Raw genomic sequence first — 25,999 nt, 5'->3', positions numbered from 1 at the left:
CGTCTGCACACCGCGCACGCATCCGGCCACGAAACGGATACACCGCTCTGAAGATTCAGATGAAGCGCTCCATGTCGCGCGATCGCCATGCCGCCGGGAAGTGCTTCCCGGGACGGACGTCAGTGGCCTCTCCGATGACTTCCTCGATCGGTTCCGCCGCGACGCGCGTTGCCCGTAGCGTTCCGGCTCAGGCAGCGGCGATCGCGCCTGGATATAGGTACCGTGCGAGTAGTGAAAGGTTGCGTGCAGGTTGGGCGCCCGACACGCGTGCGGGTCGTCGGGATGGCCTCGACGCGCCTCGCCGGCGATGCGGCAGCCGGCGACCTGCCGGCCTGCGCTGCATCGCTGCGTCCGCGTCGTAGCGCGGACGCAGCGATGGTCTACTGGCAGGCGCCTTCGGACATGGGTTGGGTCTGGATGCGAAACGTGCTCGTGATGCCGGCGGGCAACGGCATCACGAGCGGGGACGCAGCACCCTCGAGCAACAGCACGCGACCGCCATCGGCTGCATTGGCCGTGGCAACAGCCAGCGCTGCGCCTGCCGTGGTCGTCGCCCATGCGCTGGCATGCTCGCTGCCGTCCTGCGCGATGACCACCAGCCGCACACGCGGCGTGGCGCCAAAATTGAGACGCTCGACGCGGAATCCGGCGACGGTGCCGGTGCGCGCAACGAGCAGCGCATCGACCGGCGCTTTCGCCAACGAGGTCGGCACGGTCAGGACGCGCATGCGGGTGTCATCGAAGATCTCGGGCGCTGGGTCGGCAGGACAGCTGGCGAACATTGCCGTCGGCGACTCGGCGGTCCCCGTACCGTCTCCGTAGGGCACGTCGAAGCCGTCGCGGAAGATCACCAGGATGTCGCTGTCGGTGGCGCTCACGCTGGATCCGGCGCGGCTCGCGCTCACGCTGTAGTCGACGGTTGCGCCAACCGCGTCGACGCGCACCGGCGCGGTGACCTGCCAGGTCAGGCTGCGCCCGGCCGGAATCACGACGCCGCTGTCGGCGAGCGCGCCGGTGCCGGTGGCACTGCAGGTCGCGCCACCGCCACCGCTGTCGCAGATCCAGGTGGTGTTGACCGCATCGAGCTGTGCCGGGACCGTGTTGGCAAGGGTCACACCGGCGGCATCGCCGCCGCTGTTGGTAACGGTCACTGTGTAGTTGAGCAGCATGCCGTAACGCGCATGGGTGCGGCGGTCAGTGACGGTGATCGCGAGCACCGGCAGCGCGTCGGCCACGAACTTCGCCACGACGCTACAGTCCGCGGTGATGTTCGCGGTGGTGTACGTGCCACCACTCAAGGTACCGCCTGGGCAGGTCGTGGCTGGATCGATGAGCGCGTGGTAACCCGCGCTCGGTACCAGCGTCAGGCTGGCTGGCGAACCCGCATCCACCGACTGCGTGGTGGGCGAAATCGTGCCGTTGCCGCCGTTGACGCTGGCGCTGACCACATACATCGGCTTGACCACGATCCCCATTTGCGCGCCGGCGATCGTCCCGCTGGCCGTATCGGTCGCGGTGATCGACTGCGTGCCCGCCGTCTTCAGCGTCGCATTGAACACATGGACGCCGTTGTCGATGGCGGCGAAGCCGTAGTCGGCCGGCAGGACGGCCATGCCATCACTGCTGGTGAGATGGACCGTGCCGGCGTAGCCCGTTGCCGTGTTGCCGAACGCATCCTTGGCGGTCACCGTGAACGGATTGGACGATCCCTGCTTGACCGGCGAGGGATAGCCGCTGACGTTGAGCGTGCTCGCCGCCGCTGCATTCACCGTGATGCTTGCCTGCGTGCCGGTGATCGACGCGGTGGCCGTGTCGGTTGCCGTGATCGATCGCGTGCCTGCCGTCTTCAGCGTGGCCGTGAACGCATGCGTGCCTGCATCACCCACTGTGAACAGGTAGTCGGCGGGCAATACGGCTTGCGCGTCCGTGCTCGTCAGGTGAACCGTGCCCGTGTAACCCATCGCGACATTGCCGAACGCGTCCTTGGCGGCCACGGTGAAGCCGTTGACCGTGCCGGCCGTGACCGGTGACGGATAACCGCTGACCGCGAGTGTGGTGGCAGCGCCCGCATTGACCACGATGCCCGTTTGCGCGCCGGTGATCGATGCGGTGACCGTGTCGGTCGCCGTGATCGACTGCGTGCCGGAAGTCTTCAACGTCGCCGTGAACGCGCGCACGCCCGCATCCCCCGCCGTGAACACGTAATCGGCAGGCAATGCGCCTTGCGCGTCCGTGCTAGTCAGGTGGACCGTGCCCGTGTAACCCGTTGCCGTATTGCCGGACGCATCCTTGGCGGTCACGGTGAAGCCGTGCGAGGTGCCGGCCGTCACCGGTGACGGATACGCATTGACCAGGAACGTGGCCGCGGCACCCGGGTTGACCACAATGCCGGCCTGCGTGCCGGTGATCGACGCGGTAGCCGTATCGGTCGCGGTCAACGATTGCGTGCCCACCGTCCTGAGGGTCGCGTTGAACAAGCCGATGCCGTTGGTCAGCGGCGCATCGGCCGGCAGCACCGCGGCCGAGTCGCTGCTCGTGAAGTGGGCCGTGCCCACATAGCCCGTCGCGGTGTTGCCGAACGCGTCCTTGGCTATGACGCTGAAGCCGTTGGACGTGCCCGCAGCAACCAACGACGGATAACCGCTCACGATGTACTTCGTCACTGCTCCCGCGTTGACCACGATGCCCGTTTGCGCGCCGGTGATCGATGCGGTGACCGTATCGGTCGCCGTGATCGATTGCGTGCCCGACGTCTTGAGCGCCGCGCTGAACGTGCCGACGCCATTGGTCAGCACGCCGTTGGCGGGCAGCACGCCCGCCGTATCGCTGCTGGTGAAGTGCACCGTGCCGGTGTAACCCGTTACGGTATTGCCGTACGCATCCGTGGCGGTCACGCTGAAGGTGTTGGAGGTACCTGCAGTGATCGGTGACGGATAACCGCTGACCGCGAGCACGCTCGCCGCGGCTGCATTGACCACGATTCCCGTTTGCTTACCCGTGATCGACGCGGTGACCGTGTCGGTCGCGGTCAGCGACTGGGTACCGGCGGTCTTGAGCGTTGCGCTGAACGTGCCGACACCGCTGCTCAGCGTTGCATTCGCAGGCAGCACGGCCGAGCCGTCGCTGCTCGTGAAGTGCACCGTGCCCGTATAGCCCGTCGCCGTGTTGCCGGACGAATCCTTGGCGGTCACGGTGAAGCTGTTCGATGTGCCGGCCGTGACCGGCGACGGATACGTGCTCACCGTGAACGTGGCGCCGGCGCCCGGGTTGACCACGATGCCGGTTTGCGTTCCCGTGACCGACGCGGTGGCCGTATCGGTCGCGGTCAAGGACTGCGTTCCCACGGTCTTGAGCGTCGCGTTGAACAGGCCGACACCGTTGGTCAGCGGCGCATTGGCCGGAAGCATCGCGGCCGAGTCGCTGCTGGTGAAGTGGACGATGCCCGCGTAGCCTGTCGCCGTGTTGCCGAACGCGTCCTTGGCGGTCACGCTGAAGCCGTTGGATGAGCCCGCGGCAACCGGTGACGGATAGCCGCTCACCATGAACGTGGCAGCCGCCGCGGCGTTCACCACGATGCCGGCTTGCGTGCCGGTGATCGACGCGTTGCCCGTGTCGATTGCGGCGATGCCTTGCGTACCCGCCGTCTTCAGCGTCGCATTGAACGTGCCGACACCGCCCGCCAGGCCGCTGTTGGCCGGTAGGATCGCAGCGCCGTCGCTGCTGCTGAAATGCACAGTGCCCGCGTAACTCACGGCCAGATTGCCGAATGCGTCCCTGGCGGTCACCGTGAAGCTGCCGGACGTACCTGCAGTGGCCGGTGACGGATAGCCGCCAGCGGTGAAGCCGGTGGCCGCGCCCGCATTGACCACGATGCCGCCTTGCGTGGCCGTCAGCGCCCCGTTGAGCGTATCGGTCGCGGTGATCGACTGCGTCCCGGCCGTCTTCAGCGTCGCGTTGAACGTGCCCACGCCGTTCGCCAGCGTAGAGTTCGCTGGCAATGCGACTGCGCCGTCGCTGCTGGTGAAATGAATCGTGCCGGCATAACCCGTCGCCGTGTTGCCATACGCATCCGTCGCGGTGACCGTGATCACACCCGAGGTGCCCGCGGTGACCGGCGACGGATACCCGCTGAGAGCAAGCGTTGCCGCCGCTGCCGGATTCACGACGATCCCGGTCTGCGCGCCGGTGATGCTGGCGGTCACCGTATCCGTGGCGGCGATCGACTGCGTACCGGCCGTCTTCAGCGTCACGCCGAGCGCGTGAACACCGTTGTCGCCCGCAACGAATGTGTAGTTGGCGGGCAGCACTGCCGCGCCATCGCTGCTGGTGAGATGCACGGTGCCCGTATACAGGTTGGCGACGTTGCCGAACGTGTCTTTCGCGGTGACCCTGACGTTGTGCGCGGCACCCGCGGTCGTCGGTGACGGGAACGAATCGACGACCAGCGTCGATGCCGGGCCGCCATTGATCACGAGCGTGTAGGCCTTGCTGCCGGTGTTCTTGAGCTGATCGGTGGCCGTGATCGTGAAACTGAGGATTGCGGCGACGGTGCTGGATCCGCTGATCGCACCCGTCGCGCTGTTCAGCGTGAACGGCGCGAGCGAGCCGCTGGTGACCGCATAGGTGGGGATGCCTTGGCTCGCCGCGACACCCACCGTCACACCATAGGCAATGCCGGCGGTCGCTGGCGGCAGGACCGCTGGCGTCAGCGCAAGGTCGAAGCGCTCGTAGGCGCCGAGATCGCAACGGTTGCCCGGATCGGGCCGCTGCGAACCGCGCTGATCGGTGGTCAGCGTTGCGCCCGCGTCATCCTTGCAGCCGGCCGGATCGCCGGTGTTGATCGCGGGGCTGCCCGACGCGGGCACCTGGGTCGGGGTTGGGCCGCCATTGCTGCCGAGCGCGCCGAGGTTCGGATTCTGACCCGTGGTGACGGCGACTTTCGTGCCGGTATAGGTCACCGAGGCATCGTTGTCGACCAGGGCGTACTCGGCATCACTGATCGGGCCACCGATATTGGGACCGGCCGCATCCGAACCGTTCGCATTCGCGACGATGCTGTTCCTGAGCGTGAACGGAAAGCCGGTGCTCGAGGCATTGCCGTTGTGCAGATTCGCCGCATGCACGGCCGTGTTGTTGTCGATCGTGCTGTTGAGGATGGTCGCGGTGCCAAACGCGAACTCCACGCCGCCGCCAGTCGGCACGCTACCGTTGGCGGGATCGACCGCCGCATTGCCGGTGATCGTGCTGTTGATGATGGTCAACGCGTTGCCGTTCGACGCAACGCTGCCATTGCTGTAGCTGCCCGTCGCGAGCACGCCGCCGCCGTTGGCGCTGGGGCCGTACGACGTATTGCCGCTGATCGTGCTGTTGGTGATCCGCAGCACCGCGCGCTGGCTGTAGATGCCGCCGCCTTGTGAATACGTGGTGTTCGCGGTCGTGCCGGCCGTGCTGCTCTGGATCGCGAGGCGATCGAGGTTCACGTTGAGCACGGCGGTGTTGCTGTTCGGCTTGCTGATGAACACGGCGCCGCCGCTGGTGTCGACGCCAGCCCCGCCATTGCTCAGCGTCAAGCCCGAGATGCTGACCGTCATGATCGGCGGCGCGGTCGACGAAGCGATGTTGAAGATGCGCGACGCGTGGTTGCCGCTGATGGTGAGCAGATTCGCGCCGATGCCCGAGATCGTCAGGCTTTTGTCGGTGATCGAAAGTTCGCCGCGGGTGAGCGCGATGGTTGCCCCGGCCAGGCTCGGATCGAAGGTGATCGTGTCGCCGGAAGCCGCCTTGTTGATCGCATCGCGCAGCTCGCAGAGGCCGACGCCGCAGGTCGTGCCTCCAATGTCGCCACGATCGTTGACCGTCCATGTGGTGGCGGCGACCGCCAGGATCGGCGCCAGCAAAGCGACGAACAATGTCGCAACGGCCAGCGTCATGCGCATGCGCGCCGACGGCCGACCGCTTGTCGCGGTCCGGGAAAGCAAACGACGGATCATTGCAACGCCCCTGTATCGAACCCTGTGAGTGCAGCACCCGCGCAGCGCGGTCACACCAACCTTCAGCCGAAAACAACCTCGTAGCGCATACCCGCCTCGTCGTTGCCGAGCGGCACGATGAAGATCTCCGCACGGCCCATCTGCGGGTGTTCCACCGTATACGTTCCCTGCCGGAGATAACCTTCCTTTGGACCATGGAACAACAGCGAAAACGGCGCCCGTCCCGGATGGCGTGCGCCAGGCTGGAAGTCATCGACCTGGCTCAGCCTGACCGTCAGCGGCAGTTCGCCGCTGTAATGGATGCGGAATTCCTCGCCCAGATGTGGCCTGAAATCAGCGCTGGTCAGCTGGTCAAGCTGCATCGGCTCTCCATTCCATCAGCAGGTAAACGCCGTCTTCCTGGACCGGGCGGAAACCCATCCGGTCGTACAGACGTCGCGCCGGATTGAACATTTCCACATGGATGCGCACCGCGCGTCCGGCCTGCTGCGCTTCCTCCTGGATGTCGCGCAGATATCGCGACCCGATGCCGCAATTGCGGTATTCCGGCAGCAGCGCGATATCGAGGATCCGGATCTCGTCCGCACGCCGGTCGGTGTACAGCCGTCCGACCGGCACGCCATCGAGCAGGATGACCTCGTAGGCCGCATCGGCGAACTGCTGGCGGTAGTAGGTGTGCTGCGCATCGAACTGCATGCGCACGAACGCCTGCTTCTGCTCCGCGCTCCACGGCGTCCGCGCCAGTTCGTCCGCACGCGTGCCGGCATAGACCTCCTGCAGGAAGCCCAGATCCTCCGGTCGCGTCGGGCGCAGCGCAGTCGCCATCGTCATGTTTCCGCCTGCGTCAGCCGCGCGACGGGTAGACGCCCTGCATCGCGATGCAGTAGTTCAACGTCAGGTACGGCATCATGTTGTTGTGCGGCTGGTTGCCTCCGGCCACGCTCGTCGACATCGGGTGGGTGCTCGTATTCGCCAATCCGTTGAGGAAGGCCAGGCCCGCGGAATTGCCGATGAAGTTGTTGGTCGGATCCGCCACCGCGCCGTCGCCGTCCTGCGCGCTGACCGTGTGGGTGTGCGCGGGCATCTCGCTCTGCAGCAAGGTCACGGTCTCCGAGCCACCGGTTTCACCGAGGTTGTGCAGGCTCAAGCCCAGCCCCTGGCCAGGATGCATCGCCGCACAGCCCTGCAGGTTCGGCAGCGCGAAGTTGGACGTGCCATTCCCGCCGTAGGTGGTGCCGAGCAGCGAGAACAGCGCGGTGTTCTGACTAATGGGGTAAATCTGGCCAGCGCAGAACGCCCACCCCTTGGGTGGAAAGTTGAAGGGCAGCAGCCGGATTTCCGCAAGGAAGGGATTCGCCATGGTGCTTCTCAGGTTTGAGACGGGAAAATGCCGAACAGCGAAATGATGTAGTTGACGCACAGGTACGGCTGCATGTTGGTGTGCGGCTGGCTGCCGCCGGAGGACTGCGTCGGAGGCATCGCGACCGGCGTCGCCAGCGAGTTGGTGTACATGGTGACGCCGCCGGCCGCGAGCATGTTGCCGGCCGGATTGACGCTGGATGTGCCGCCGCGCGACGCCTGTGGTGCGTGGCCGTGCGCCGGGATCTGGCTGGTGGTCAGCGTGACGCTCTCGGCGCCGCCGGTCTGGCCGAGCGCGAATCCGGGTCCGACGTGGATCGGCAACCGGCCGCGCAAGTCGGGCAGCGCGAACGTGGTCTGGCCATCGCCGCCGTAGGCGGTGCCGATCAGCTGGAACAAACTTTGGTTCTGATCAATCGCCTGCACCTGCCCTTCGCAGAATGCCCAGCCGACCGGGGCGAAGTTGCCACCGAACATGCGGATCTCGCCGATGAAGGGTTGTGACATGCGCGTGGCTCCGGTCAGGTCTGCGAGGGGAAAATGCCTTGCAGCGCGATGCAGAAATTCAGCACGAGATACGGCTGCATGTTCTCGTGCGGCTGGCTGCCGCCGGTGTTGCCGACAACCAGGTGGCCGCTATTGGAGCTGCCCATCGTGACGGGCGTCGCCGCACTTTCGTAGTTGGCCGCCTCGGCCTTCGCGAGCACGTTGCTGCCCGGCCGGCTCACGTTGGCTGCGCCACTGTTTGCCGAGAGACCGTGGCCATGCGCCGGCAGCTCCGAGATGTTGAGCGTGTGGCTCGTCTCGCCGCCGCGCTCGCCGAGGACATGGTTTCCCGAACCGAGCGACACCCGCCCCTGCAGGTTCGGCAGCCCGAACGTCTGCCGGCCGTCGCCGCCGTAGGTGGTGCCGAGCAGCGAAAACAGCCCCTGGTTCTGGTTGATCGGCAGCAGCTGGCCGTTGCAGAACGTCCAGCCCTTCGGCGGGAAGTTCCAGGAAATGATCTTGATTTCACCCAGGAATGATTCAGACATCGAGCCTCCGCGAAACTGCGTGGTACGGAATCGCGGCCATCCGGCGCATTCCACCCAGGACCATCATCACACCAGATGCCGATCGAGCCAGCGCTTCGCGCCGGTCCAGTCCGCATGGTCGGCCGCATCCAGCACCAGCACCGAATAGCTGCGCTTCGCATGCAGCGTCGTGAACTCGGCGAGCGCGCTGCCTTGATCATCGCCGAACACGATGACCGTCTTGACGGACGTGCTGCTTCGTGCGAACTGCAATGCCGCGCTGACGCCCGCGCCCGCTCCGATGACCGCAACGCTGCCGGGTCCGCCACTGGCGATGCCCGCGATGGCGTGCGCGTCCTGCAGGCTTTCCGGCGCCGTTGACGCGAAGCCCTCCGCCTTCAGGCGATCAATCAGGGTTGGAGCACCCGCTCCGGCGAAGACCAGGACATGGCCGGGCTTTCGTGCAGCCGGCGATGCCGCTGCGGTCGCGCCCTGTGCGAATACGGACAAGACGGCACTTCGAGCAAGGATCGGCGCAGAGACAATGCCGCTTGCCAGCAAGGTCAGCCGATTGAGGAATTGACGCCGCGAACCCTCGGACCCGCGCTTTCGCGCTTCGCCGACATCTGTATCGACCATCATGCCACGCCCCCTGAGCGAAACCGCATGCGTATACACCTATCATAGTGCGGAACGTCGACGGCGCGGAAGGGTTGACGGCGCCCGAGACCAAAAGGGGCATGGCGATGACGGGACGCCTCGCACGATCCGCGAGGCTCCCCGATGGCTACGGCCCGCTGATCACATGCCGATGCCTGCCGGCTTTCCCGCGCATCTAGGGATGACTGCGGCCGCAGATGTCTGGCAAATGGCGTATGGCGGTCAGCGCGATGTGGCGGCAAGCGCCGTCGTGGTCGCCGCGATGTTCTCGTTGACGCGTGCACGCTCGGCCGGCGGCAGCGAAGGATCGGCCAGCATCTCGCGACAGGCCACAAGGCAGCCCTGGTAATCTTTGAGGGCGAACAGCGCGCCCGCCAGCGCGTTGCGTGGAAGCCATCCGTAGGCGGAGTGGTTGACTTGCAGGCCCTGCGCCGGCACCGGCGTCGCGCTGGCGATGCGCGCATAGTCTCGGGCTTGCTCGTAGTGCTGCTTCTCGAGCAGGTAGCTCGCGAGATGGCACACCGGTTCGGCGCGCTGCGGTTGGGCGCGCCAGGCAGCGAGATAGGCGGACGTCACGTCATCGAAGGCATGGCCAAGGCGCTGCTTGATCAACGCAATGCAATATTTCGAGAAGAACACTTCTTCCTCCCAGCCGCCCAATTCGACGCGCCGCTGGTAGGCCGCCAGGGCCTCCTCCATCAGGCCGGCGTCGCGCAGGCTCTGCGCGAGGTAGAACGCATAGCGGGTGTTGTCAGGTTCGTCGGCCAGCGCGCGGCGCAACAGTTCGGCGTCATGCAGATACTTCTCGCGAAGTCCGGCCCGGCTGCGCGCGCCGCCGCCGATGACGCGGATGCGCAGGCCGCCGAGCCGGGGCACATCGTCCATGCGCGAGCAGGTCGGATATTCATGCACCACGCCCTTCCAGACCCAATCGACGTCGAGCCGCAGCAGCGTGTCGCGCCAATAGTTCGACGTGGGGCCGGCGATCTCGATCGCATACCCCGGCAGGTCGAGGCCGGCGAACGAGCGGCGAGGGGCGACCTCGAGCACGTCGTCAGCGTCGATGATCAACGCGTAGTCGCCGTACCTGCGCGCCAGATCCAGCGCCTCGTTGCGGTTGGTCGCGAAATCCACCCAAGGCCGCTCGATCAATTCGCCAGGCAGGCCGCCGAGCAGTCGCCGTATCGTGTCCTGCGTGCCGTCGTCCGACCCGGTGTCTACGATGGACCAGCATTGGATATGCGGCAGCACAGACCGGATGCAGCGCTCGATCACGGGCGCTTCGTTCCTGACGATCATGTTGAGGCAGAGACGCATCGGAATCCGTTCCTCAGTCCATGCGCACGGCGACTTGGTCGAAGCCACACCGGCTCCTTGGCAAGCGCCCGCTCAAAGTCAGGTTGGCAGAGGCGATGACCGCGCGTTGATGAATGAAGGTGGTCGTACTGCTGCTCGTCATGGCCTTTTTGATCTGCTTCGGTTAGCGCTGCTGCTCAGTCGTTGGAATTGACGGGCCGCGAGCGGGGCCTCTTCTCCTTCTCGACCTCGGACATAGCTGCCCGACAAGTGGCCGGCGGCGCCCGCGATGATATAGCCGGAGAAAGCCACCTCATAGAGTGTTCGGCGTAGCGGCGGCATCTTCGATTCCTACGGTCGCCAAGTGGCCTCGAAATCATCAGAACTCGTCCATAACCCTGCCACCCTGATATGCGAACTAACTACATTGCAAACTCGGCAGGGAAGAGTCCGATGAAGTCTCCACATGGCCTCCGCACGATCGCTGCTGCGATCGTCCTCGGTCTCTCGCTTGCATGGCTTCCCCTGCCGGCGGGCGCCGCCAACGGCGTGGCCATGACGGCCGCTCAGACCGGGCTCCAGAAATCGCTGGAAGTATTGGCGCAGCGCGCGCGTCCGGGCCTTCTTGGAGTGGCCATTCTTGATTTGAAAACCGGCGCCCAGGCGCGAGTCAATGCGAGCCAAGCCTACCCGATGATGAGCGTGTTCAAGGCTCCCGTTGCCGCCGCAGTCTTCGCGCAAATCGATGAAGGCAGGCTCTCCTTGAAACAGCACGTCACGCTGACTCGCGCAGACCTTCGATCCGGTTCCGCAGTGCCATCAATCGGCGGCAATTTCCGTGGCGAGCACATGACGTTTACGGTCGAGCAGCTGCTCATCGCGGCGGTCAGCGAAAGTGACAACACGGCCGCTGACGCCTTGGTCAAACTCGCAGGTGGGCCGCCAGCCGTTACGGCGTTTCTCCGGTCGCATGGCATCGATGGGATGCGTGTGGACTTGGACGAAGCTGGGGTCGGGCGTGTATTTGAAGGTCTCCGGTCGGGAGAAGGGATCTCTCCCACCGAGTCGTCACAGGAAGCGCATCAGCGACTCCGTCGCGGTTACGAGGCATTTCTTGCCGATCCACGGAATCGGAGCACGCCGGATGCCGCCATCGAATTCCTTCGCCAACTCTGGAAGGGTGAATTACTGCCACCCTCGTCAGCCCAACGCTTGCTACGCCTAATGGACGGGCAAACGGTTCCCAACCGCCTGAGGGCTGGTCTACCCAACGGCGTCCACCTGGCCGACAAATGCGGCACGTCCGATTCATTGGACGGTGTGACGGCGGCCTATAACGACATCGGCGTTCTTACTTCGTCCGACGGTCACACCGTTCTCGTCGCTGCGTTTCTCACGGCTTCGCGCGCATCAAAGGCAGAACGGAATGCCACATTTGCCGACCTGACGCGAAGCATCGCCGCTGCTCTCCATCCTTAGCTCTGGTTTTCCAGGCCGACGCGTTGAGTGGACTGCCCTACCCCTCCAGCACCAATGGCTTGCGGCCAGGCAAGCTCAGAACGTCTGCTTTCGACTGCGCCCTCCGCTTCATGGCTCGCTGGCCGACCCAACGACGAAATCACCTTTGCGGGATCCGACCCGGACGCTCCAGCCGGGTTTGAGCGTCAAGTGCCATCCTGCGCCCTTGAGGCCCGCGGGATCGATCGCAGCCGCCGAGACCGCCGTCGTCTTCATGTCCTTGGCCATCAGCGCACCGTCCTCGACCTCCAGCACGCCCCAGTCGTCGACCAGACGCAGCGTCGGATAGACCGTGCCGAGGTCGCCCAGCGGCTGCAGGGTCTGCGGGTTGAACTGACGGTTCGCGTGCTTCAGCGGGAGCGTCAGGACCGGACCGTCGACGAACTTGGCGTGCTGCGCGGCGGCGCGTGCCTTCATGACCTCGTCGCGCTTCACCTCGGTCGCGCGCAGCGTCCCGTCGTCGTAGGCCGCCGCCCGCGCCTTCACGGTGGCGAGATTCGACGCCGGCAGGCGCAGGGCGGCGCGCAGCAGCTGATCGAACCTTTGGCCGGAGGCGAGCTTGCTGCGCCAAGCGGGATCGGCCCGATCCAGGAGGAGCCCGTAGGCGCCTCCGGTGGCGTAGGCGAACGACCGCACGAAGGTGGCATCGGGCGTGTAGGGCTTGAGGCTGTCGATCGCGAAGGCGGTGCGGGCCTCGGGCGTCGCCAGGCCCAGTCGCACGCCGGTATATTGCGCCACGCCCTCGTTCGCCTCGAGCGCGCCCTCGTTGGCCGCCGCGTCCGGGAAATTCGCGTAGCGCTGGCTGCGAAACAGCAGCGCGTCGGCCACCGCGGCCCGGCGCGCGGTGGCCCCCGGCGCCTGCAACGCACTGGCCAGCGCCCGCCATTCGAGCTGCAGGAGGTAGCGCCCTTCGAGCGTATCGAGGTGGCCGTTGTCGCCGCCCTCAGGCTGGGCGACCGGGAGCTCCGGCTGGATACGATGGAAGAGCTCGTGGGCGAGCATCGCGTGGCGCTTGTCCAGCTCCTCCGGCAGCATCTGCCAGACGAGCTCGGTCCAGCGGATCCCCGACCATTGGGTCGACGTGTTGGCGATGTTGTCGGCTTGGGGCAGGACGCCGATGAAGACCGCACCGGAGGGTTTCAGGGAGCCCAGGGTGTCGGCCTGGTTGGCGATCACCGACCGGTCATCCGGATCGACCAGCAGGATCGGGCCGCAGAGCGAGTGGCCCCACAACGCGCCATGATCGCGTTCGCAGATCGTCTTGGCCTCGCCGAAGATCGCGGCCGCCTTGTCCGGAGGGACGACGGCGAAGGCCGGCGCGGTGAAGGCCAGGGACAGGATCAGCGCCGGGACCAGCCGGGCGGGGATGCGACGTGGGGACTTCATCGGGTTCACTCCGTAAGACCTGGTGAGTCGCGCGCGACGGGGCAACGATTGTGCTCCATGGGCCGAGGGATATTCATTCCCCTACGGACTATAGAGGAAGTGAATGGCCTCGGCTTTCGTAGATATTTCGAATGTTCGGAACTGGCCGAAAGCGGCGTGTAACTGCCGGGGCACTTTAACCTAACCGCAGGTGGAGCACTTTCGGGGCGGGCCTCAGGGCTCGAACGGCTGATATTCGCATCGAGCTGCGGCACCGATGCTCAGCGGAATCGCCGTGTGCAGCTGGACCTCGGTCGGCAAGGACCTCCCGAGCGGCCGCGGCGATCACGGCCTCGGCAGTTCCGTAACGGCCGCGTGACTCGCGACGTTGCGCGCGGCGGCGGCCGCAAGAGCCGCCCGCGGCCGATCCGGCACCGACCCGAAAGTCCGGCAACACGTTGTTCGTATCGTCACCTCCCGTTCGTTTTCATGCCTGCCACACACGGCCGGATCTCCGTCATCGGGCGGGTGGGCGCGCGCGAACGAAGCCGCCAATGGCCCGGCAATTCCCTTCCACCAATCTCGACAAAGGCAATCACATGATCAGACCCGACAAAGCCAAGGCCGGCTCCGCGCTGGCGGTTCTTGTATGGATGGGCGGCCTGTTGGCGTGCGGCAACGCCGAGGCCATTTATCGCCCGACGCCGACTGCCGTGGCAGCCGGTGCCTACCATTCCTGCGTGTTGTGGAACACCGGCGGCGTGTCGTGCTGGGGCAACAACTATTACAGCCAGTTGGGCAACCCGAATGCCGGCATCAATAGCAACACGATGTGGTACGTGACAGGCCTGCAAGCAACCGTCAAGCAGGTCGTCGCCGGCGACTGGTTCACCTGCGCGTTGCTGACCACGGGCGGCGTGCAATGCTGGGGCAACAACGGCTACGGCGAGCTCGGCGTAGCGCCGGGCGGCGTGTATTCGACGCCGGTTGCGGTGCCGGGGTTCGGCTCGAGCCATCCGATCGTGCAGCTCGCCGCGGGCGGCTCCCATGTCTGCGCGTTGGACTCGACCTCGCACCTCTACTGCTGGGGTTCGAACGTGAACCTGCAACTCGGCTACACGCCGAACGGCTTTACTTCGCAGCCGCAGCTGGTCTCGCTGCCGGCGACCCCCGTGTCGATCACGGCCGGCGAGGCCATGAGCTGTGCCGTGACGAGTTCGTCGTTCTACGCGCAGTTCAACCAAATGTACTGTTGGGGCAACATCGGCGGCGGTACGCAGTACTGGGGCGACAACAACAGTACGCCGACCCTGATCAACAACAACCTGGCCAACTTCTACCCGGTGTCGATATCGGCCGGCGTCGACACCGTGTGCGCCTACGGCGGCTACAGCCTGTTCGGCAACGGCGGCGGCGTGACCGGCTGCTTCGGCGGCAACGACTACGGCCAGCTCGGCGCGGGCGTCGCCGTTTACTACGATTCCTACGATCTTTCTCCGCTGAGCCCCCATTCGGGCAGCACGGCGTTGTCCGGGGTCAATGTGTTGGCGACCGGTCCGGCGCGCAACGTGAACTGCGCGAACGTGCCGAACAAGGGCCTCTATTGCTGGGGCAAAAATGACTACGGCCAGCTCGGTGACTACAAGAACGAGAATGTCGCCAACACCGCCCAATTGATCGTGTCCGCGCCCTGGTCCGCGCTCAGCGTGGCGGCTGGCGACAGGCACACCTGCGCAGTTCTCACTTACCCGAACTACGGCAACTATTTGTACTGCTGGGGCTACAACCAGGACGGCGAGCTGGGCGACGGCACGTACACGGAAAGGGACTGGCCGGTCCGCATCTGGTGACAGCGGCAATTTCCGCCGGCGGCCGTGCGCGACGACGGCCGTCCGGTGAGACCGAGCGCGAGACCCGCGCGATCGCTACCCGCGCCGGCATAGGCACCCTTCACGTGGCCGAACAAGGTGCTCATGGCGCCATCGCCGCGCAACGTGGCGCAGTTCAGGCAGTCACTTCAATCGAGCAGCCCCACTTGCATGCTCGCCTAAGCGATAGATCAGACGGCGAGCAGGATGGACAACGACTCCCGCCGTATCGGCGTGAGCGAGCGGCGGGGTGGTACGGCGACGCACCGCGTAGCTCGGTCAGCGGCCGATGACGGCCATGTTCCCTTCGTCGTGGCGCTCGCGGACGGCCGGCGTGAGCTTGTTCAGCCGCTCGATCTGCTCGGCGTTCATTTCAAGGCGGTCGGCGGCGGTGTTCTCATCGACCCGGGCGACCCGCTTAGGATCGCGGACCCTCGCGGCGGCATTGATTGACTCCTTTTCCAAGCCTCGATCGTCTTAGCTACACCTAAACACTGGAGCAGACCTGATGAGCCTCAAAGACAAGAATGTCGTCGTCACCGGCGGAAGTCGCGGCCTTGGCCTGGGACTGGTCGAGGCCCTGGTCGCGCACGGCGCCAGGGTGACGGTCGTCGCCCGCGCCGCCGATGCGCTCGAGTCCGTCCGCGCCCGGCTGGGCGTTGCCACGATCTCCGCCGACGTGACGGACGAGACCGCAGCCCACCGCATCCTTGCCGAGGTTCGCCCGGACATCCTGGCGCTGAACGCCGGCGCGAAGCCGCGGATGGGTCGGTTGGACGAGCTGAGCTGGGCGGATTTCACCGCGCCCTGGGAGCACGACGTCAAGGCCGGGCTCTATTGGCTGCAGGCGGCGCTCAACCTGCCGCTCAAACCCGGAAGTCGCGTACTGGTGGGATCGAGCGGCGCGGCCGTGAGTGGATCGCCGATGTCGGGCGGTTATGCCGGCGCCAAGCGCATGCTCTGGCTCATGGCCAAGTACGCCAACGGCGTTTCGGAGCAGAAGGACCTAGGGATCCGCTTCCAGGCGATCGTGCCACGACAGATCGTCCGAGGCACGGGAGTGGGTGACGAGGCCGCCAATACCTACGCGCGCGCCATGGGCATTACGCCCGAAGAATTCGTGGCCCGCTTCGGCGCGCCGATGCCGCCGCGGCAGTTTGGCGAGAACGTCGTTTCCGTGCTGGACGACCCGCAACATGCCGAGGGCTTCGCCTTCGGGCTCAAGGGCGACACCGGTGTCACCCTGCTCGAGGAAGCAACGCCTTGAGCGCAGGACCGCCCTCGCCGAACGAGGACCGCAAGGCGCAACTCTTCGCTCTCGCCGGTGAGCTGCGGCCCGAGCTGCACCGCTATTGCGCGCGTCTCATGGGATCAGTCATCGACGGCGAGGATGTCGTGCAGGACACGCTCGTCCGGGCTTTCGCAGCGTTGCAGGACCTGGAGGAGACGCCGCTGCTTCGACCCTGGTTATTCCGGATCGCTCACAACCGCACCCTCGACCTGCTGCGCAGTCGGGCGGTGCGCATGGCCGAACCGATCGACGCCGCCTCGGACATCGCCGACTCGCCCAAGCCTGATCCCGTGGAGATGCTGATGCACCAGGAAGCGGTCAAGACCGCGGTGTCGCGCTTCGTGGAGCTCCCCATCCTCCAGAGGAGCGTTGTCATCCTGAAGGACGTGCTCGACGAGTCGCTGATGGAGATTGCCGCCCTCCTGGACCTCACCGTCGACGCCGTGAAGGGCCATCTCGCGCGGGGTCGCGCGCGTCTTCGGGAGATCAATGCGCAAGCCGACCCACTTCCGGACGCGCGACCAGCGTCCGCTGCGGTGGCTCGCTATGTCGCGCTCTTCAACCAACGGAACTGGGACGGCCTGCGAGCGCTTCTGGCCGACGACGTCAAACTCATTCAGTCCTCATACCCGCTCCGCGTCGGCTCCGCAGACGTTGGTTCGTTTTTCACCATCTACGCCAAGAGCGATGGTGTGCGGCTCGCCCCTGCCTGGCTCGAGGGCCGGGAGGTGGTCGCGGTCTTCGAAGACCGCGCCGATCCGAAGCCCAGCTACATGATGTGGCTCGAGTGGCACGACGGCCGGATCAGCTTCATCCGCGACTACCGCTATGTCCGCTATGCCGTCGCCGACGCAGAGCTGGCGCTGGCGCCGGACGCCAAGCCCGCGGGCGACGGCGCCGCGCACTGACTCGACGAGACCGCAGATCGTGCTTTCGTCTGCCCTTAAAAAGCGGAGTCCAAAAACGGAGTCCGGTTCACTTCTCGGAGGAACTCAACATCCAAGCCGCGCAAGCACGTCGCGCCTGTGACGCCTGCTCACTTTCAACCGCGTGCCGTCGTGCAACGCGATCTCGTAGTCACCATCGGGACCTGGTGCCAACCGCCGCACGCGGTCGAGGTTCACGATGGTGGAACGGTGGATGCGCGCGAATCCCACGCCGCGCATATCAGCTTCGAGCTCGGTGAGGCTGCGGCGCAGGATGTGCGTCGTCGCGCCGACGTGCAGGCACGCGTAGTAGTCTGCAGACTCGATCCAGTCGATCGCTGCCACGTCGATGAACACGACTTCGCCCGCGCTCCGAATCGCGAGGCGCTCGCACGTTGCCGGCACGGCGCGGATCGCGGCCATGCGCTCGATGACGCGGGCGAGCATCTTGCCGAATCGCGTGTCGTCGTACGGTTTCAGCAGGTAATCGAGCGCGCCGGCTTCGAACGCGCGCAGCGCGTACACGTCGTAAGCGGTCACGAACACAATGACTGGCGGCAACCGTCCGCCGAGGCGCTCGAGCACCTCGAAGCCGTCGCATTCGGGCATCTGCACGTCGAGAAACACCAGATCGGGGGCGAGTTCCTTGATCGCGGCAAGCGCCTCGAGACCATTGCCACACTGCCGCACGACGTCGATCTGCGGGTATGTGCGCAGCATCCGGCACACGTCGCTGCGCGCGAGCGGCTCGTCGTCGACGACGAGCGCGCGAATGGGGACTAGGTCCGTATTCACGCGCTCACTCCGCGCGGTACGGCAGCGACACGTTCGCCTCGACGCCTGGGTTCGCGTTGCGCAGCGCGAAAGCAAACTCGTCGCCGTACAGGCCGCGCAGGCGCGCGCGCACATTGGCGAGGCCGACACCGGAATCTTCGTGCACGTCGCCAAGCTGCGGGCCGTCGTTGTAGACGCTGAGATCGAGCCGCCCGTTGGCGCGCACGGCCGCGATACGCACGCTTCCTCCGCCTGCGTGCTTCGCGATGCCGTGCCGGATCGCATTTTCGACGAGCGGTTGCAGCACGAGGCACGGCACGCGGGCCGATAGCAGCTCGTCCGCGATGTGGATCTCGATGCACAGGCGGTCGGCGAAACGCACCTTCTGGATTTCGAGGTAGCGATCGAGGAACCCGAGTTCTTCGGCAAGCGCGACTTCCTGCCGGCCGGAGCTGTCCATCAACCCACGCAACACATCGCTCAGTGCAACCAGCGTGCTGGCGGCCGTGTCGGCGCGGCCTTCGCGGATCAGCGCGACGACGCTGTTCAGCGCGTTAAAGAGAAAATGCGGTTCGATCTGGCGCCGCAACGCTTCGAGTTGCGCGCGCGTCAGCGCCTCGCCCAATACCGCCGTATCAATCTGCTGCTGCGCCAAACGTTGCCGCGACAAGACGATGTATCCAGCGGCGAGGATCGCAGCGTACAGAAACACCGACTGAAAAATGCCGTTGTACACATGATCGAACCACAGTGGCATGAACCTCCCGGGCGAAGCGTTGATCGCCCACGGGTTCAGCCACACTTCGAGCAGCGCCGTCCACGCCGACATGGCGAGGTCGATTGACCCGCACGCAATGACGTGTAGTCCGAACGTGATTGGCGTCGGCCTTTCGATCGGGAAACGCTGCGCCAATGCCAGCACGGGCGGCGTCGCGATCGCCCACGGCAACCACATCAGCACCTGCACGACGTACAACGCCGCCCACGCGTGATGCATGCCCTCGGCACGCATCACGAACACGGTCTGCGTCGCGCTGAATAGCGCGATCACGAGCCAGATCGCCGCGTTCCAGCGATGCAACGCCGCTTTGTTCGTCCCGGTCGTCATGGTGCAAGGTTAGCGCAGGCACAACATTGCAGGGGTCCGTTTGCAGCCGAGTGTCGGACACGTGCAGTGAGCGGCATCGCGTTCGAGTTGTCTCGGGACCATGCTTGAGTCTCACCGTTGAGGAACATCCCATGCCCCGCACGATCCCCTTCTTTCTGTTTGCAGCTCTTTCTGTTAACGCCATCGCGGCCGAGCCGACTGCGCGCACGAAACTCTCCGCACCGGAGCACGGCTCGATTCCGGTCGCGTTCGTCGTGACTGAAGGCGCCGCGATGATCGACTTCGCCGGTCCGTGGGAAGTGTTTCAGGATGTCATGGTGCCAGCGCGAGGCAGCGCGATGGCCGATCAGCACGTGTTCAAACCGTATGTCGTGTCCGACAGCATCCAGCCGCTGCGCGTCTCCGGTGGGATGACCGTGACGCCGGACTACACGTTCGACAACGCGCCGGTCCCGAAGATCGTCGTCGTTCCGGCGCAGCGAGGCGACTCGCCGAAGATGATGGAATGGCTGCGCAACGCGGCGGCGCACAGCGATGTCGTGATGTCAGTCTGCACCGGCGCGTTCAAGCTCGCGAAAGCGGGCCTGCTCGATGGCAAGCCGGCAACGACGCACCACGGCTACTGGGTCCAATTTCAGCACGAGTTTCCAAACGTGCGACTGCAGCGCGACATGCGCTTCGTGCAGAGCGACAGCGTCGTCTACACCGCCGGTGGACTCAGCTCCGGCATTGATCTCGCACTGCACATCGTCGACGGATACTTCGGCCGTGACATCGCCGCGGCGACGGCGCGGCGGCTCGAATACGAAAGCGCCGGTTGGATCGGAGGCGGCACGTCGGCCATCAAGTATTCCGAGCCGGTCGCCGTGCACTCGCCGGCCGACCGCTATCGCGAAGGCGCTTTCGGCAACTGGCGCGGCAATCTCGCCTCTTCGGACGGCACGTTCCGCGTCGCCGTGCATCTTTGGCCCGACGCGCAGGGCAAGCCTACCGGCACGGTCGATGGCATCGACGAGGACATGAATGGAACGCCGATCGATAGCGTAAAGATCGATGGCGACGCGGTGACGTTCGCCAACGGAGGATCCGAGGGCCGCTTCACCGGGAAGCTCGACGCGAAGCACGATGCGATCTCCGGTACATGGACCCAGAATCAAACGACGCTGCCATTGAAGCTGACGCGCGTGCAAGGCAATTCATTGGACTAGGGTGCGCGATGGACCGCGGATCTTTGCGACGGCACCATCATCGCGTAGCGTAGGGTCGTTAGCAGTCCCAATACGGAGAGGCACATGGCTGGAACCCATATCGCAGTGAATCCGATTCATCTCGGGCTCGGGGCGGCTGCGACCATTGAACCCGCCTTCACGGGATCCATGGACTGGTACGCCGGCTACGCCGAGCGACACTATTCAGACGGTGTCGAAGGTCGATTGGTCAGCACGTTTACCTTCAAGGATTCGTGGAGCATGTGGGAAATGCATCCAAACGGGGCCGAGGTAGTGCTTTGCCTTGCGGGCAGCATGACGCTGCACCAGGAGCGGCCAGATGGATCGAAGCAATCTGTCGTTCTGGGACCCGGGGAATATGCGATCAATGAGCGCGGAACCTGGCATACGGCCGACATCATCGGCGAGGCAACGGCACTCTTCATTACCGCTGGTGTGGGCACGCAGCATCGTCCGCGTTGAGAGGCCGGCGGTCGGGAATGGGCCCAGTAAATGAGCCTGGCAGTTGACCCGTGGTTGTCGTCCACGAGCCTCTGTCTGGCGCCCAGGGCACCGAGCGTGGGTCTGTCCAGGCGCCATGCGGCCTCATTGCACCAGCACCCCTCGTAGCGCAGCGAGACCGCGTTCGATCTCGGGCAGATCAACCGCGCCGTAGCCGAACACGAGTCCCGAGCGGGGCGACTGCCTCAAGTGATAGCGTCCGAGCGTATGGATCTTCACGGAGCGCCCCGCAAGGGCTTGAATAGCAGCGTCCAGATCGACTCCGTCCCGAGCCCAGGCGGCAACGTGCATGCCGTACAGCGAGGGAATCGGCTCCAGCCAGTCCGAAAAGTCTCGCCTCAGCAGCGCATACAGCAGCTGGCGTCGCCTGCTGTAGATCTGGCGCATCTTACGGACGTGGCGCGCCAGATGCCCTTCTGCGATGAACGCGGACACGCCGGTCTGCAGTGGCGTCGAGCAATGCCAGTCGAGACAGTTCTTCGCCGCAACCAAGGTGCGTCGCGCCCAGTCCGGCACAACGACGAAACCGAGACGGAGGGACGGCAGCATGCACTTCGAAAAGGTGCCCACGTAGAACACGACATCCGCCGCATCGCTGGCGCGCAGCGATTGCAGCGGGTTGTCGCCAAACCGGAACTCGCCGTCGTAGTCATCCTCGACGATGACCGACGCGTGCCGGCGAGCGAAATCCACCAATGCGGCGCGACGGCGCTTCGACATGGTGATGCCCAACGGAAACTGATGCGATGGGCAGACGCAGATGACTCCAACACTAGCCGGCAAGCCGTCGACGACCAGCCCCTCTTCATCCACTTCCACCGGCACGATCCGCGCGCCGGCGGCAGCAAAGGCGACGCGCATCGGCGGATAACCGGGGTCCTCGACGGCCACCACGGTCTCGCCCGGCGTCACCAGGATGCGCGCCAAAAGATCGAAGGCCTGCTGTGCGCCCGCTGTGACAACGACGTCGTCGGAACGACAGACCACGGCGCGGGTCAGGGCGATATGGTTGGTGATGGCCTCCCGCAGATGAAAATTGCCCTGATTGCCTTGCGGACTTTTGTACGCAGCGGGCTTCTTCTCCAGACCGCGCAACTGCTTGGCACTGACGCGACGATAGACGTCGAACGGGAACAGGCGGGGATCGATCAAGGCGGGACGAAAGTCCATCACCGTCTCGGCGCGCGGGACGACCGACAAATCGTCGCGCCAGAACCCCATGGCCGTGGTCACATCCTCTTGGAGCCAGAAGGTATTCAGCCGGTACGTGCTGGCCGGCGAAGGTAACGATGCGGGTTCCGGGGGTAGATCGGCGACATAGGTGCCCGAGCCATGGCGGGCGACGACGAGGCCCTCATTCGACAATCGGTCATAGACTTCGGCCGCGGTGTTGCGTGAAACGCCGAAGAATGCAGCCGATTTGCGGCCTGCGGGCAGCTGGGTACCGGCAGCGAGGCGGCCATCTTGGATGGCGTCCTTCAATTGACGATAGAGGAAGCGGCCGGCGTCCCGCGATCCCGGGATGGGGCGTTCCATCTCGATCTCGAACAACGGATCCATAAAGCGCCCCACCCATATTTCTACAAGGTGGCCCTTTTAACATGGGCCACTTGCAGAATACCTTGGAAGGGTATGCCGACAAAACCGAGGTGGATCCGATGAAATGGGCAGCGCCGAAGCGCCCGGGGGTGTTGGGGAAGAAGCTGTGGGGCCGTTCGCCCCCGCTCTGGTCAACGCCTTGTTTGCAGCGACCGGCCGTCGCATTCGTGAGCTTCCGCTCGTCAAGGCAGGGTATCTGCTCGCGTAGTCACACCAGCTGACCTGCACGCCGTTTCCGCCGCGCTTGTCCGCGGCGCGGCGCATGGTCGACCCGGGATCGAGCGCATCGCGAGCGCCGCCAATTCATCCTCGCGCCGCGCCGGAACTGCCCGCCGAATTATTCGAATCCGTTCGCGAAAATGTAGTCGTGCACGATGGTGCCGGTGGCCGGACTTGCTGAGGGAATCCCTAGATACTGTGCATTGAGCAGCACCGAAACGGTGGTGTCGGCATAGTTCGCCGCGATCAGGTCGGGCTTGCCGTCGCCATTGACATCGGCGACGACGATGGAGTTGGGAGACGCGCCCGTGGCGAACGTCTGCTGGGTGGCGAAGGTCGGTGTGGCGGCCCCGGGGGCGGTGGTGTTGAGTAGCACCGAAACGGTGTTGTCGTTGTCGTTTGCCACGATCAGGTCGGGCTTGCCGTCGCCATTGACATCGGCGACGGTGACGGAGAAGGGAGCCAGTCCGGTGACGAACGTCTGCTGGGTGGCAAAGCTCGCCGTGGCCGCACCGGGGGCGGTGGTGTTGAGCAGCACCGAAACGGAGTTGCCGCCGAAGTTCGCCGCAATCAGGTCGGGTTTGCCATCCCCGTTGATATCAGCAGCGGTCACAGAAGCAGGAATCGATCCTGTGGCGAACGTTTGCTGCGTGGCGAAGCTCGGCGTCGTGGCGCCCGAGGCGGTGGTGTTGAGCAGCACAGAGACCGCATGGTCGAGGCGATTTGCCACAACGAGGTCAGGCTTGCCGTCGCCGTTGACGTCGGCAGCGGCAACAGAATTCGAACTCGATCCCGACGCAAAGGTTTGTTGGGTAGCGAAGCTCGATGAGGCGGCGCCCGGCGCGGTGGTATTGAGCAGTACCGAGACGGCGCCGCTGTAGTTCGCCACGATCAGGTCGGGCCTGCCATCGCCGTTGACATCGGCGGCGATCACGGATTCGGGACCACCGCCTGTGACGAACGTCCGCTGGGTGGCAAAGCTCGGCATGGCCGAACCGGGGGCGGTGGTGTTGAGCAACACCGAAACCGTGTTGTCGTCGGTGTTCGCCACGATCAGATCGGGTTTGCCATCACCATTCACATCAGCGGCGGTGACGGAGTGGGGAGCCACGCCGGTGGCGAATGTCTGCTGGGTGGCAAAGCTCGGTGTGGCCGCACCGGGGGCGGTGGTGTTGAGCAGCACCGAAACGGTGTTGTCGTTGCCGTTCGCCACGATCAGGTCGGGCTTGCCGTCGCCGTTGACATCGGTGGCGGTGACGGAATTTGGATGCGTGCCCGCGGTGAAGGTTTGCTGGGTGGCAAAGTTTGGCGTGGCCCCGGGGGCGGTGGTGTTGAGCAGCACCGAAACGGTGTTGTCGTTGCCGTTCGCCACGATCAGGTCGGGCTTGCCGTCGCCATTGACATCGGTGGCGTTGACAGAAACGGCGCCTGCTCCGGCGGCGAACGCCTGCTGGATGGCAAAGCGCGCCGTGGGGGCGCCAGGGGCGGTCTTGTTGAGCAGCACCGAAACGGAGTTGCCGCCGTAGTTCGCCACGATCAGGTCGGGCTTGCCGTCACCGTTGACATCGGTGGCGGTGACGGAAATGGGACCCGATCCCGCGGCGAACGTCTGCTGGGCGCCAAAGCTCGGCGTGGTCGCGCTGGAGGCGGTGGTGTTGAGCAGCACCGAAACGGTGTTGCCGTTGTTGTTCGCCACGATCAGGTCGGGCTTGCCGTCGCCGTTGACATCGGTGGCGGTGACGGAATAGGGGGCCGCGCCCGTGGCGAACGTCTGCTGGATGGCAAAGCTCGGCGTGACCGCACCGGAGGCGGTGGTGTTGAGCAGCACCGAAACGGAGTTGCTGCCGTAGTTCGCCACGATCAGGTCGGCCTTGCCGTCGCCGTTGACATCGGTGGCGGTGACGGAAAAGGGATGCAAGCCCGCGGCAAACGCTTGCTGGGTCGCAAAGCTCGCAGTGGCGGCGCCGGGGGCGGTGGTGTTGAGCAGCACCGAAACGGAGTTGCCGCCGGAGTTGGCCACGATGAGGTCGGGCTTGCCGTCGCCGTTGACATCGGTGGCGGTGATGGAAAAGGGATGCGCGCCCGTGGCAAACGTCTGCTGGGTCGCAAAGCTCGGCATGACCGCGCCGGGGGCGGTGGTGTTGAGCAGCACCGAAACGGTATTGTCGCCGTAGTTCGCCACGATCAGGTCGGGCTTGCCGTCGCCGTTGACATCGGCGACGGCGACGGAATAGGGAAGCGCCCCCGTGGCGAACGTCTGCTGAGTGGCAAAGCTCGTGGCGGCGCCGGGGGTGGCGGTGTTGAGCAGCACCGAAACGGTGTTGCCGAAGTTGTTCGCCACGATCAGGTCGGGCTTGCCGTCGCCATTGACATCTACGCCAGTGACGAACAGGGGACGCGCTCCCGCGCCGAAGGTCTGCTGGGCAGCAAAACCGGGCGTCGGCCCAATACCGGTCGCAGAGTCCGGCACCACCTGGAACGTTCTGTCGGGCCCGCCAGAAGGATAGGCGGCGATGGTCACCGGAATGTTGGCGCTGGATCCTGCGGGGACTACAACGCTGCCTGGGGTTGCGGCGTCGTAGTCGAGCCCCGCCGCCGCAGTGCCATTGACCGTGTGGTAGCTCAGTACTGCCTCGTAGCCAATGTCGCCGCTGCGCGTCACCGGAAACAGCATCGTGACGGGGCTGCTGCTCGTACCCTTGGTGGCGGCTGCGACCGTAAACGCGGTGGTATCCGCGAGGGATGACAAACTCGCGCAAAGGCCTAACGCCAGTGTGGATAACTGGCGCCACATCCGAAACTCGATTTCCATGGACACCCCTCTCGAAAGCGCGTCGCAGTTCATTGTTTGTGATAGGTACGATCTTTCAGCGGCCGGAAAAACGCAAGGTCGCCTGGCAGGGTTCCTAAGCAATTGATTCCCCGACAGCAGCCGGTCACGAACTTCCGCACCGGGTCGGTTGTAAGCTGACGCTCGCTGCGGCCGCCGCCGCTTAGCTCGATCGTTATGCCGCGCGAGGACGCCATGAGGCGCACGTGGACGATCATCGAGGTTGGCGATGTGCCTAGTAGCTTCAGATGGTACCAGTCACTACTTGGCCTGCCGGAGACGGCTCCCGCCCATGACGACTTCGGTCAAATCCTCGACTCGGATGGAACGGTTTTGCTCTGCCTTCACGAGTGGGTGCCCACGAGCATCCCTCCCTGATGAGCCCCGATCACGCGCAGCCTGGCAACGGTCTCCTCCTAGCGCGCAACATTGAGTACCCACGGTGCGCAGATT

Annotated in this window: 21 protein-coding genes; 6 read left to right on the top strand and 15 right to left on the bottom strand. The window is 65.2% G+C overall.

Features of this window, described 5'->3' with window-relative positions:
- Positions 1–380: 380 nt before the first annotated feature.
- From ABD002_RS12290 to ABD002_RS12255, 8 genes are all read right to left on the bottom strand, one after another.
- On the bottom strand, positions 381–5,930 hold the full coding sequence (locus tag ABD002_RS12290; RefSeq protein ID WP_343791487.1) for a beta strand repeat-containing protein: 5,550 nt from the start codon (positions 5,928–5,930) through the stop codon (positions 381–383).
- Positions 5,931–6,052: 122 nt separating this feature from the next.
- Positions 6,053–6,352: a DUF6916 family protein gene (locus ABD002_RS12285; RefSeq protein WP_343791485.1), complete on the bottom strand. Its 300-nt coding sequence runs from the start codon at positions 6,350–6,352 to the stop codon at positions 6,053–6,055.
- Positions 6,342–6,821 (bottom strand): GNAT family N-acetyltransferase, encoded by a 480-nt coding sequence (locus ABD002_RS12280; RefSeq protein WP_343791483.1) that lies wholly within the window; start codon positions 6,819–6,821, stop codon positions 6,342–6,344. The genes ABD002_RS12285 and ABD002_RS12280 overlap by 11 nt, the downstream gene beginning before the upstream one ends.
- Positions 6,822–6,834: 13 nt before the next feature.
- Positions 6,835–7,350, bottom strand: coding sequence for a phage tail protein (locus tag ABD002_RS12275; RefSeq protein ID WP_343791481.1), 516 nt, complete (start codon positions 7,348–7,350; stop codon positions 6,835–6,837).
- A gap of 8 nt (positions 7,351–7,358) precedes the next feature.
- Complete coding sequence (locus tag ABD002_RS12270; RefSeq protein WP_343791479.1) at positions 7,359–7,856, bottom strand: phage tail protein; 498 nt, start codon at positions 7,854–7,856, stop codon at positions 7,359–7,361.
- Between the two features lie 14 nt (positions 7,857–7,870).
- Positions 7,871–8,383, bottom strand: a complete 513-nt coding sequence (locus tag ABD002_RS12265) for a phage tail protein (RefSeq protein ID WP_343791477.1) — start codon at positions 8,381–8,383, stop codon at positions 7,871–7,873.
- 66 nt (positions 8,384–8,449) lie between these two features.
- Entirely contained in the window at positions 8,450–8,872 is a 423-nt protein-coding gene (locus ABD002_RS12260) for a hypothetical protein (protein WP_343791475.1), read from the bottom strand.
- Positions 8,873–9,244: 372 nt separating this feature from the next.
- On the bottom strand, positions 9,245–10,339 hold the full coding sequence (locus tag ABD002_RS12255) for a glycosyltransferase (RefSeq protein ID WP_343791473.1): 1,095 nt from the start codon (positions 10,337–10,339) through the stop codon (positions 9,245–9,247).
- 432 nt (positions 10,340–10,771) lie between these two features.
- Between ABD002_RS12255 and bla the strand changes: the two genes are divergently transcribed.
- Complete coding sequence (gene bla / locus ABD002_RS12250; protein WP_343791471.1) at positions 10,772–11,797, top strand: class A beta-lactamase; 1,026 nt, start codon at positions 10,772–10,774, stop codon at positions 11,795–11,797.
- Between the two features lie 108 nt (positions 11,798–11,905).
- Here bla and ABD002_RS12245 read toward each other — a convergent pair whose 3' ends face one another.
- Positions 11,906–13,222 (bottom strand): hypothetical protein, encoded by a 1,317-nt coding sequence (locus ABD002_RS12245; protein WP_343791469.1) that lies wholly within the window; start codon positions 13,220–13,222, stop codon positions 11,906–11,908.
- 578 nt (positions 13,223–13,800) lie between these two features.
- Here ABD002_RS12245 and ABD002_RS12240 point away from each other — a divergent pair.
- Positions 13,801–15,051: an RCC1 domain-containing protein gene (locus ABD002_RS12240; RefSeq protein ID WP_343791467.1), complete on the top strand. Its 1,251-nt coding sequence runs from the start codon at positions 13,801–13,803 to the stop codon at positions 15,049–15,051.
- Here ABD002_RS12240 and ABD002_RS19710 read toward each other — a convergent pair.
- Both ABD002_RS19710 and ABD002_RS12230 read right to left on the bottom strand, forming a co-directional pair.
- The gene (locus ABD002_RS19710; protein ID WP_379989284.1) at positions 14,982–15,209 is read right to left on the bottom strand and encodes a sigma 54-interacting transcriptional regulator; all 228 of its coding nucleotides are present in this window, start codon (positions 15,207–15,209) and stop codon (positions 14,982–14,984) included. The genes ABD002_RS12240 and ABD002_RS19710 overlap by 70 nt on opposite strands.
- Before the next feature lie 139 nt (positions 15,210–15,348).
- Positions 15,349–15,534: a hypothetical protein gene (locus tag ABD002_RS12230; protein WP_343791465.1), complete on the bottom strand. Its 186-nt coding sequence runs from the start codon at positions 15,532–15,534 to the stop codon at positions 15,349–15,351.
- A 43-nt stretch (positions 15,535–15,577) separates the two neighbouring features.
- On the opposite strand from ABD002_RS12230, the gene ABD002_RS12225 reads away from it, so the two are divergent.
- On the top strand, positions 15,578–16,336 hold the full coding sequence (locus ABD002_RS12225) for an SDR family oxidoreductase (protein ID WP_343791463.1): 759 nt from the start codon (positions 15,578–15,580) through the stop codon (positions 16,334–16,336).
- Entirely contained in the window at positions 16,333–17,268 is a 936-nt protein-coding gene (locus ABD002_RS12220) for a sigma-70 family RNA polymerase sigma factor (RefSeq protein WP_343791461.1), read from the top strand. Before ABD002_RS12225 ends, ABD002_RS12220 begins: the two co-directional genes overlap by 4 nt.
- An 84-nt stretch (positions 17,269–17,352) precedes the next feature.
- Here ABD002_RS12220 and ABD002_RS12215 read toward each other — a convergent pair whose 3' ends face one another.
- Together ABD002_RS12215 and ABD002_RS12210 are read right to left on the bottom strand one after the other, a co-directional pair.
- Positions 17,353–18,081 (bottom strand): LytR/AlgR family response regulator transcription factor, encoded by a 729-nt coding sequence (locus ABD002_RS12215; protein WP_343791459.1) that lies wholly within the window; start codon positions 18,079–18,081, stop codon positions 17,353–17,355.
- A gap of 4 nt (positions 18,082–18,085) precedes the next feature.
- On the bottom strand, positions 18,086–19,168 hold the full coding sequence (locus ABD002_RS12210) for a sensor histidine kinase (protein WP_343791457.1): 1,083 nt from the start codon (positions 19,166–19,168) through the stop codon (positions 18,086–18,088).
- 131 nt (positions 19,169–19,299) lie between these two features.
- On the opposite strand from ABD002_RS12210, the gene ABD002_RS12205 reads away from it, so the two are divergent.
- Together ABD002_RS12205 and ABD002_RS12200 are read left to right on the top strand one after the other, a co-directional pair.
- On the top strand, positions 19,300–20,376 hold the full coding sequence (locus ABD002_RS12205; protein ID WP_343791455.1) for a GlxA family transcriptional regulator: 1,077 nt from the start codon (positions 19,300–19,302) through the stop codon (positions 20,374–20,376).
- An 84-nt stretch (positions 20,377–20,460) separates the two neighbouring features.
- Positions 20,461–20,859, top strand: coding sequence for a hypothetical protein (locus ABD002_RS12200; protein ID WP_343791453.1), 399 nt, complete (start codon positions 20,461–20,463; stop codon positions 20,857–20,859).
- 123 nt (positions 20,860–20,982) lie between these two features.
- Here the strand turns inward: ABD002_RS12200 and pdxR are convergent, their stop codons facing one another.
- Positions 20,983–22,458 carry a MocR-like pyridoxine biosynthesis transcription factor PdxR gene (gene pdxR / locus ABD002_RS12195; protein WP_343791451.1) on the bottom strand — a complete coding sequence of 492 codons (1,476 nt, stop codon included), beginning with the start codon at positions 22,456–22,458 and terminating at the stop codon, positions 20,983–20,985.
- 376 nt (positions 22,459–22,834) lie between these two features.
- Positions 22,835–25,528, bottom strand: a complete 2,694-nt coding sequence (locus tag ABD002_RS12190; RefSeq protein WP_343791449.1) for a beta strand repeat-containing protein — start codon at positions 25,526–25,528, stop codon at positions 22,835–22,837.
- Positions 25,529–25,999: the final 471 nt, after the last annotated feature.

Source organism: Dokdonella soli (assembly GCF_039523175.1).
In the GTDB taxonomy this organism is placed as follows: Bacteria; Pseudomonadota; Gammaproteobacteria; order Xanthomonadales; family Rhodanobacteraceae; genus Dokdonella_A; species Dokdonella_A soli.
Note: the sequence above shows the minus strand (reverse complement) of the source record. Positions and strands in the feature narration are given on the sequence as shown.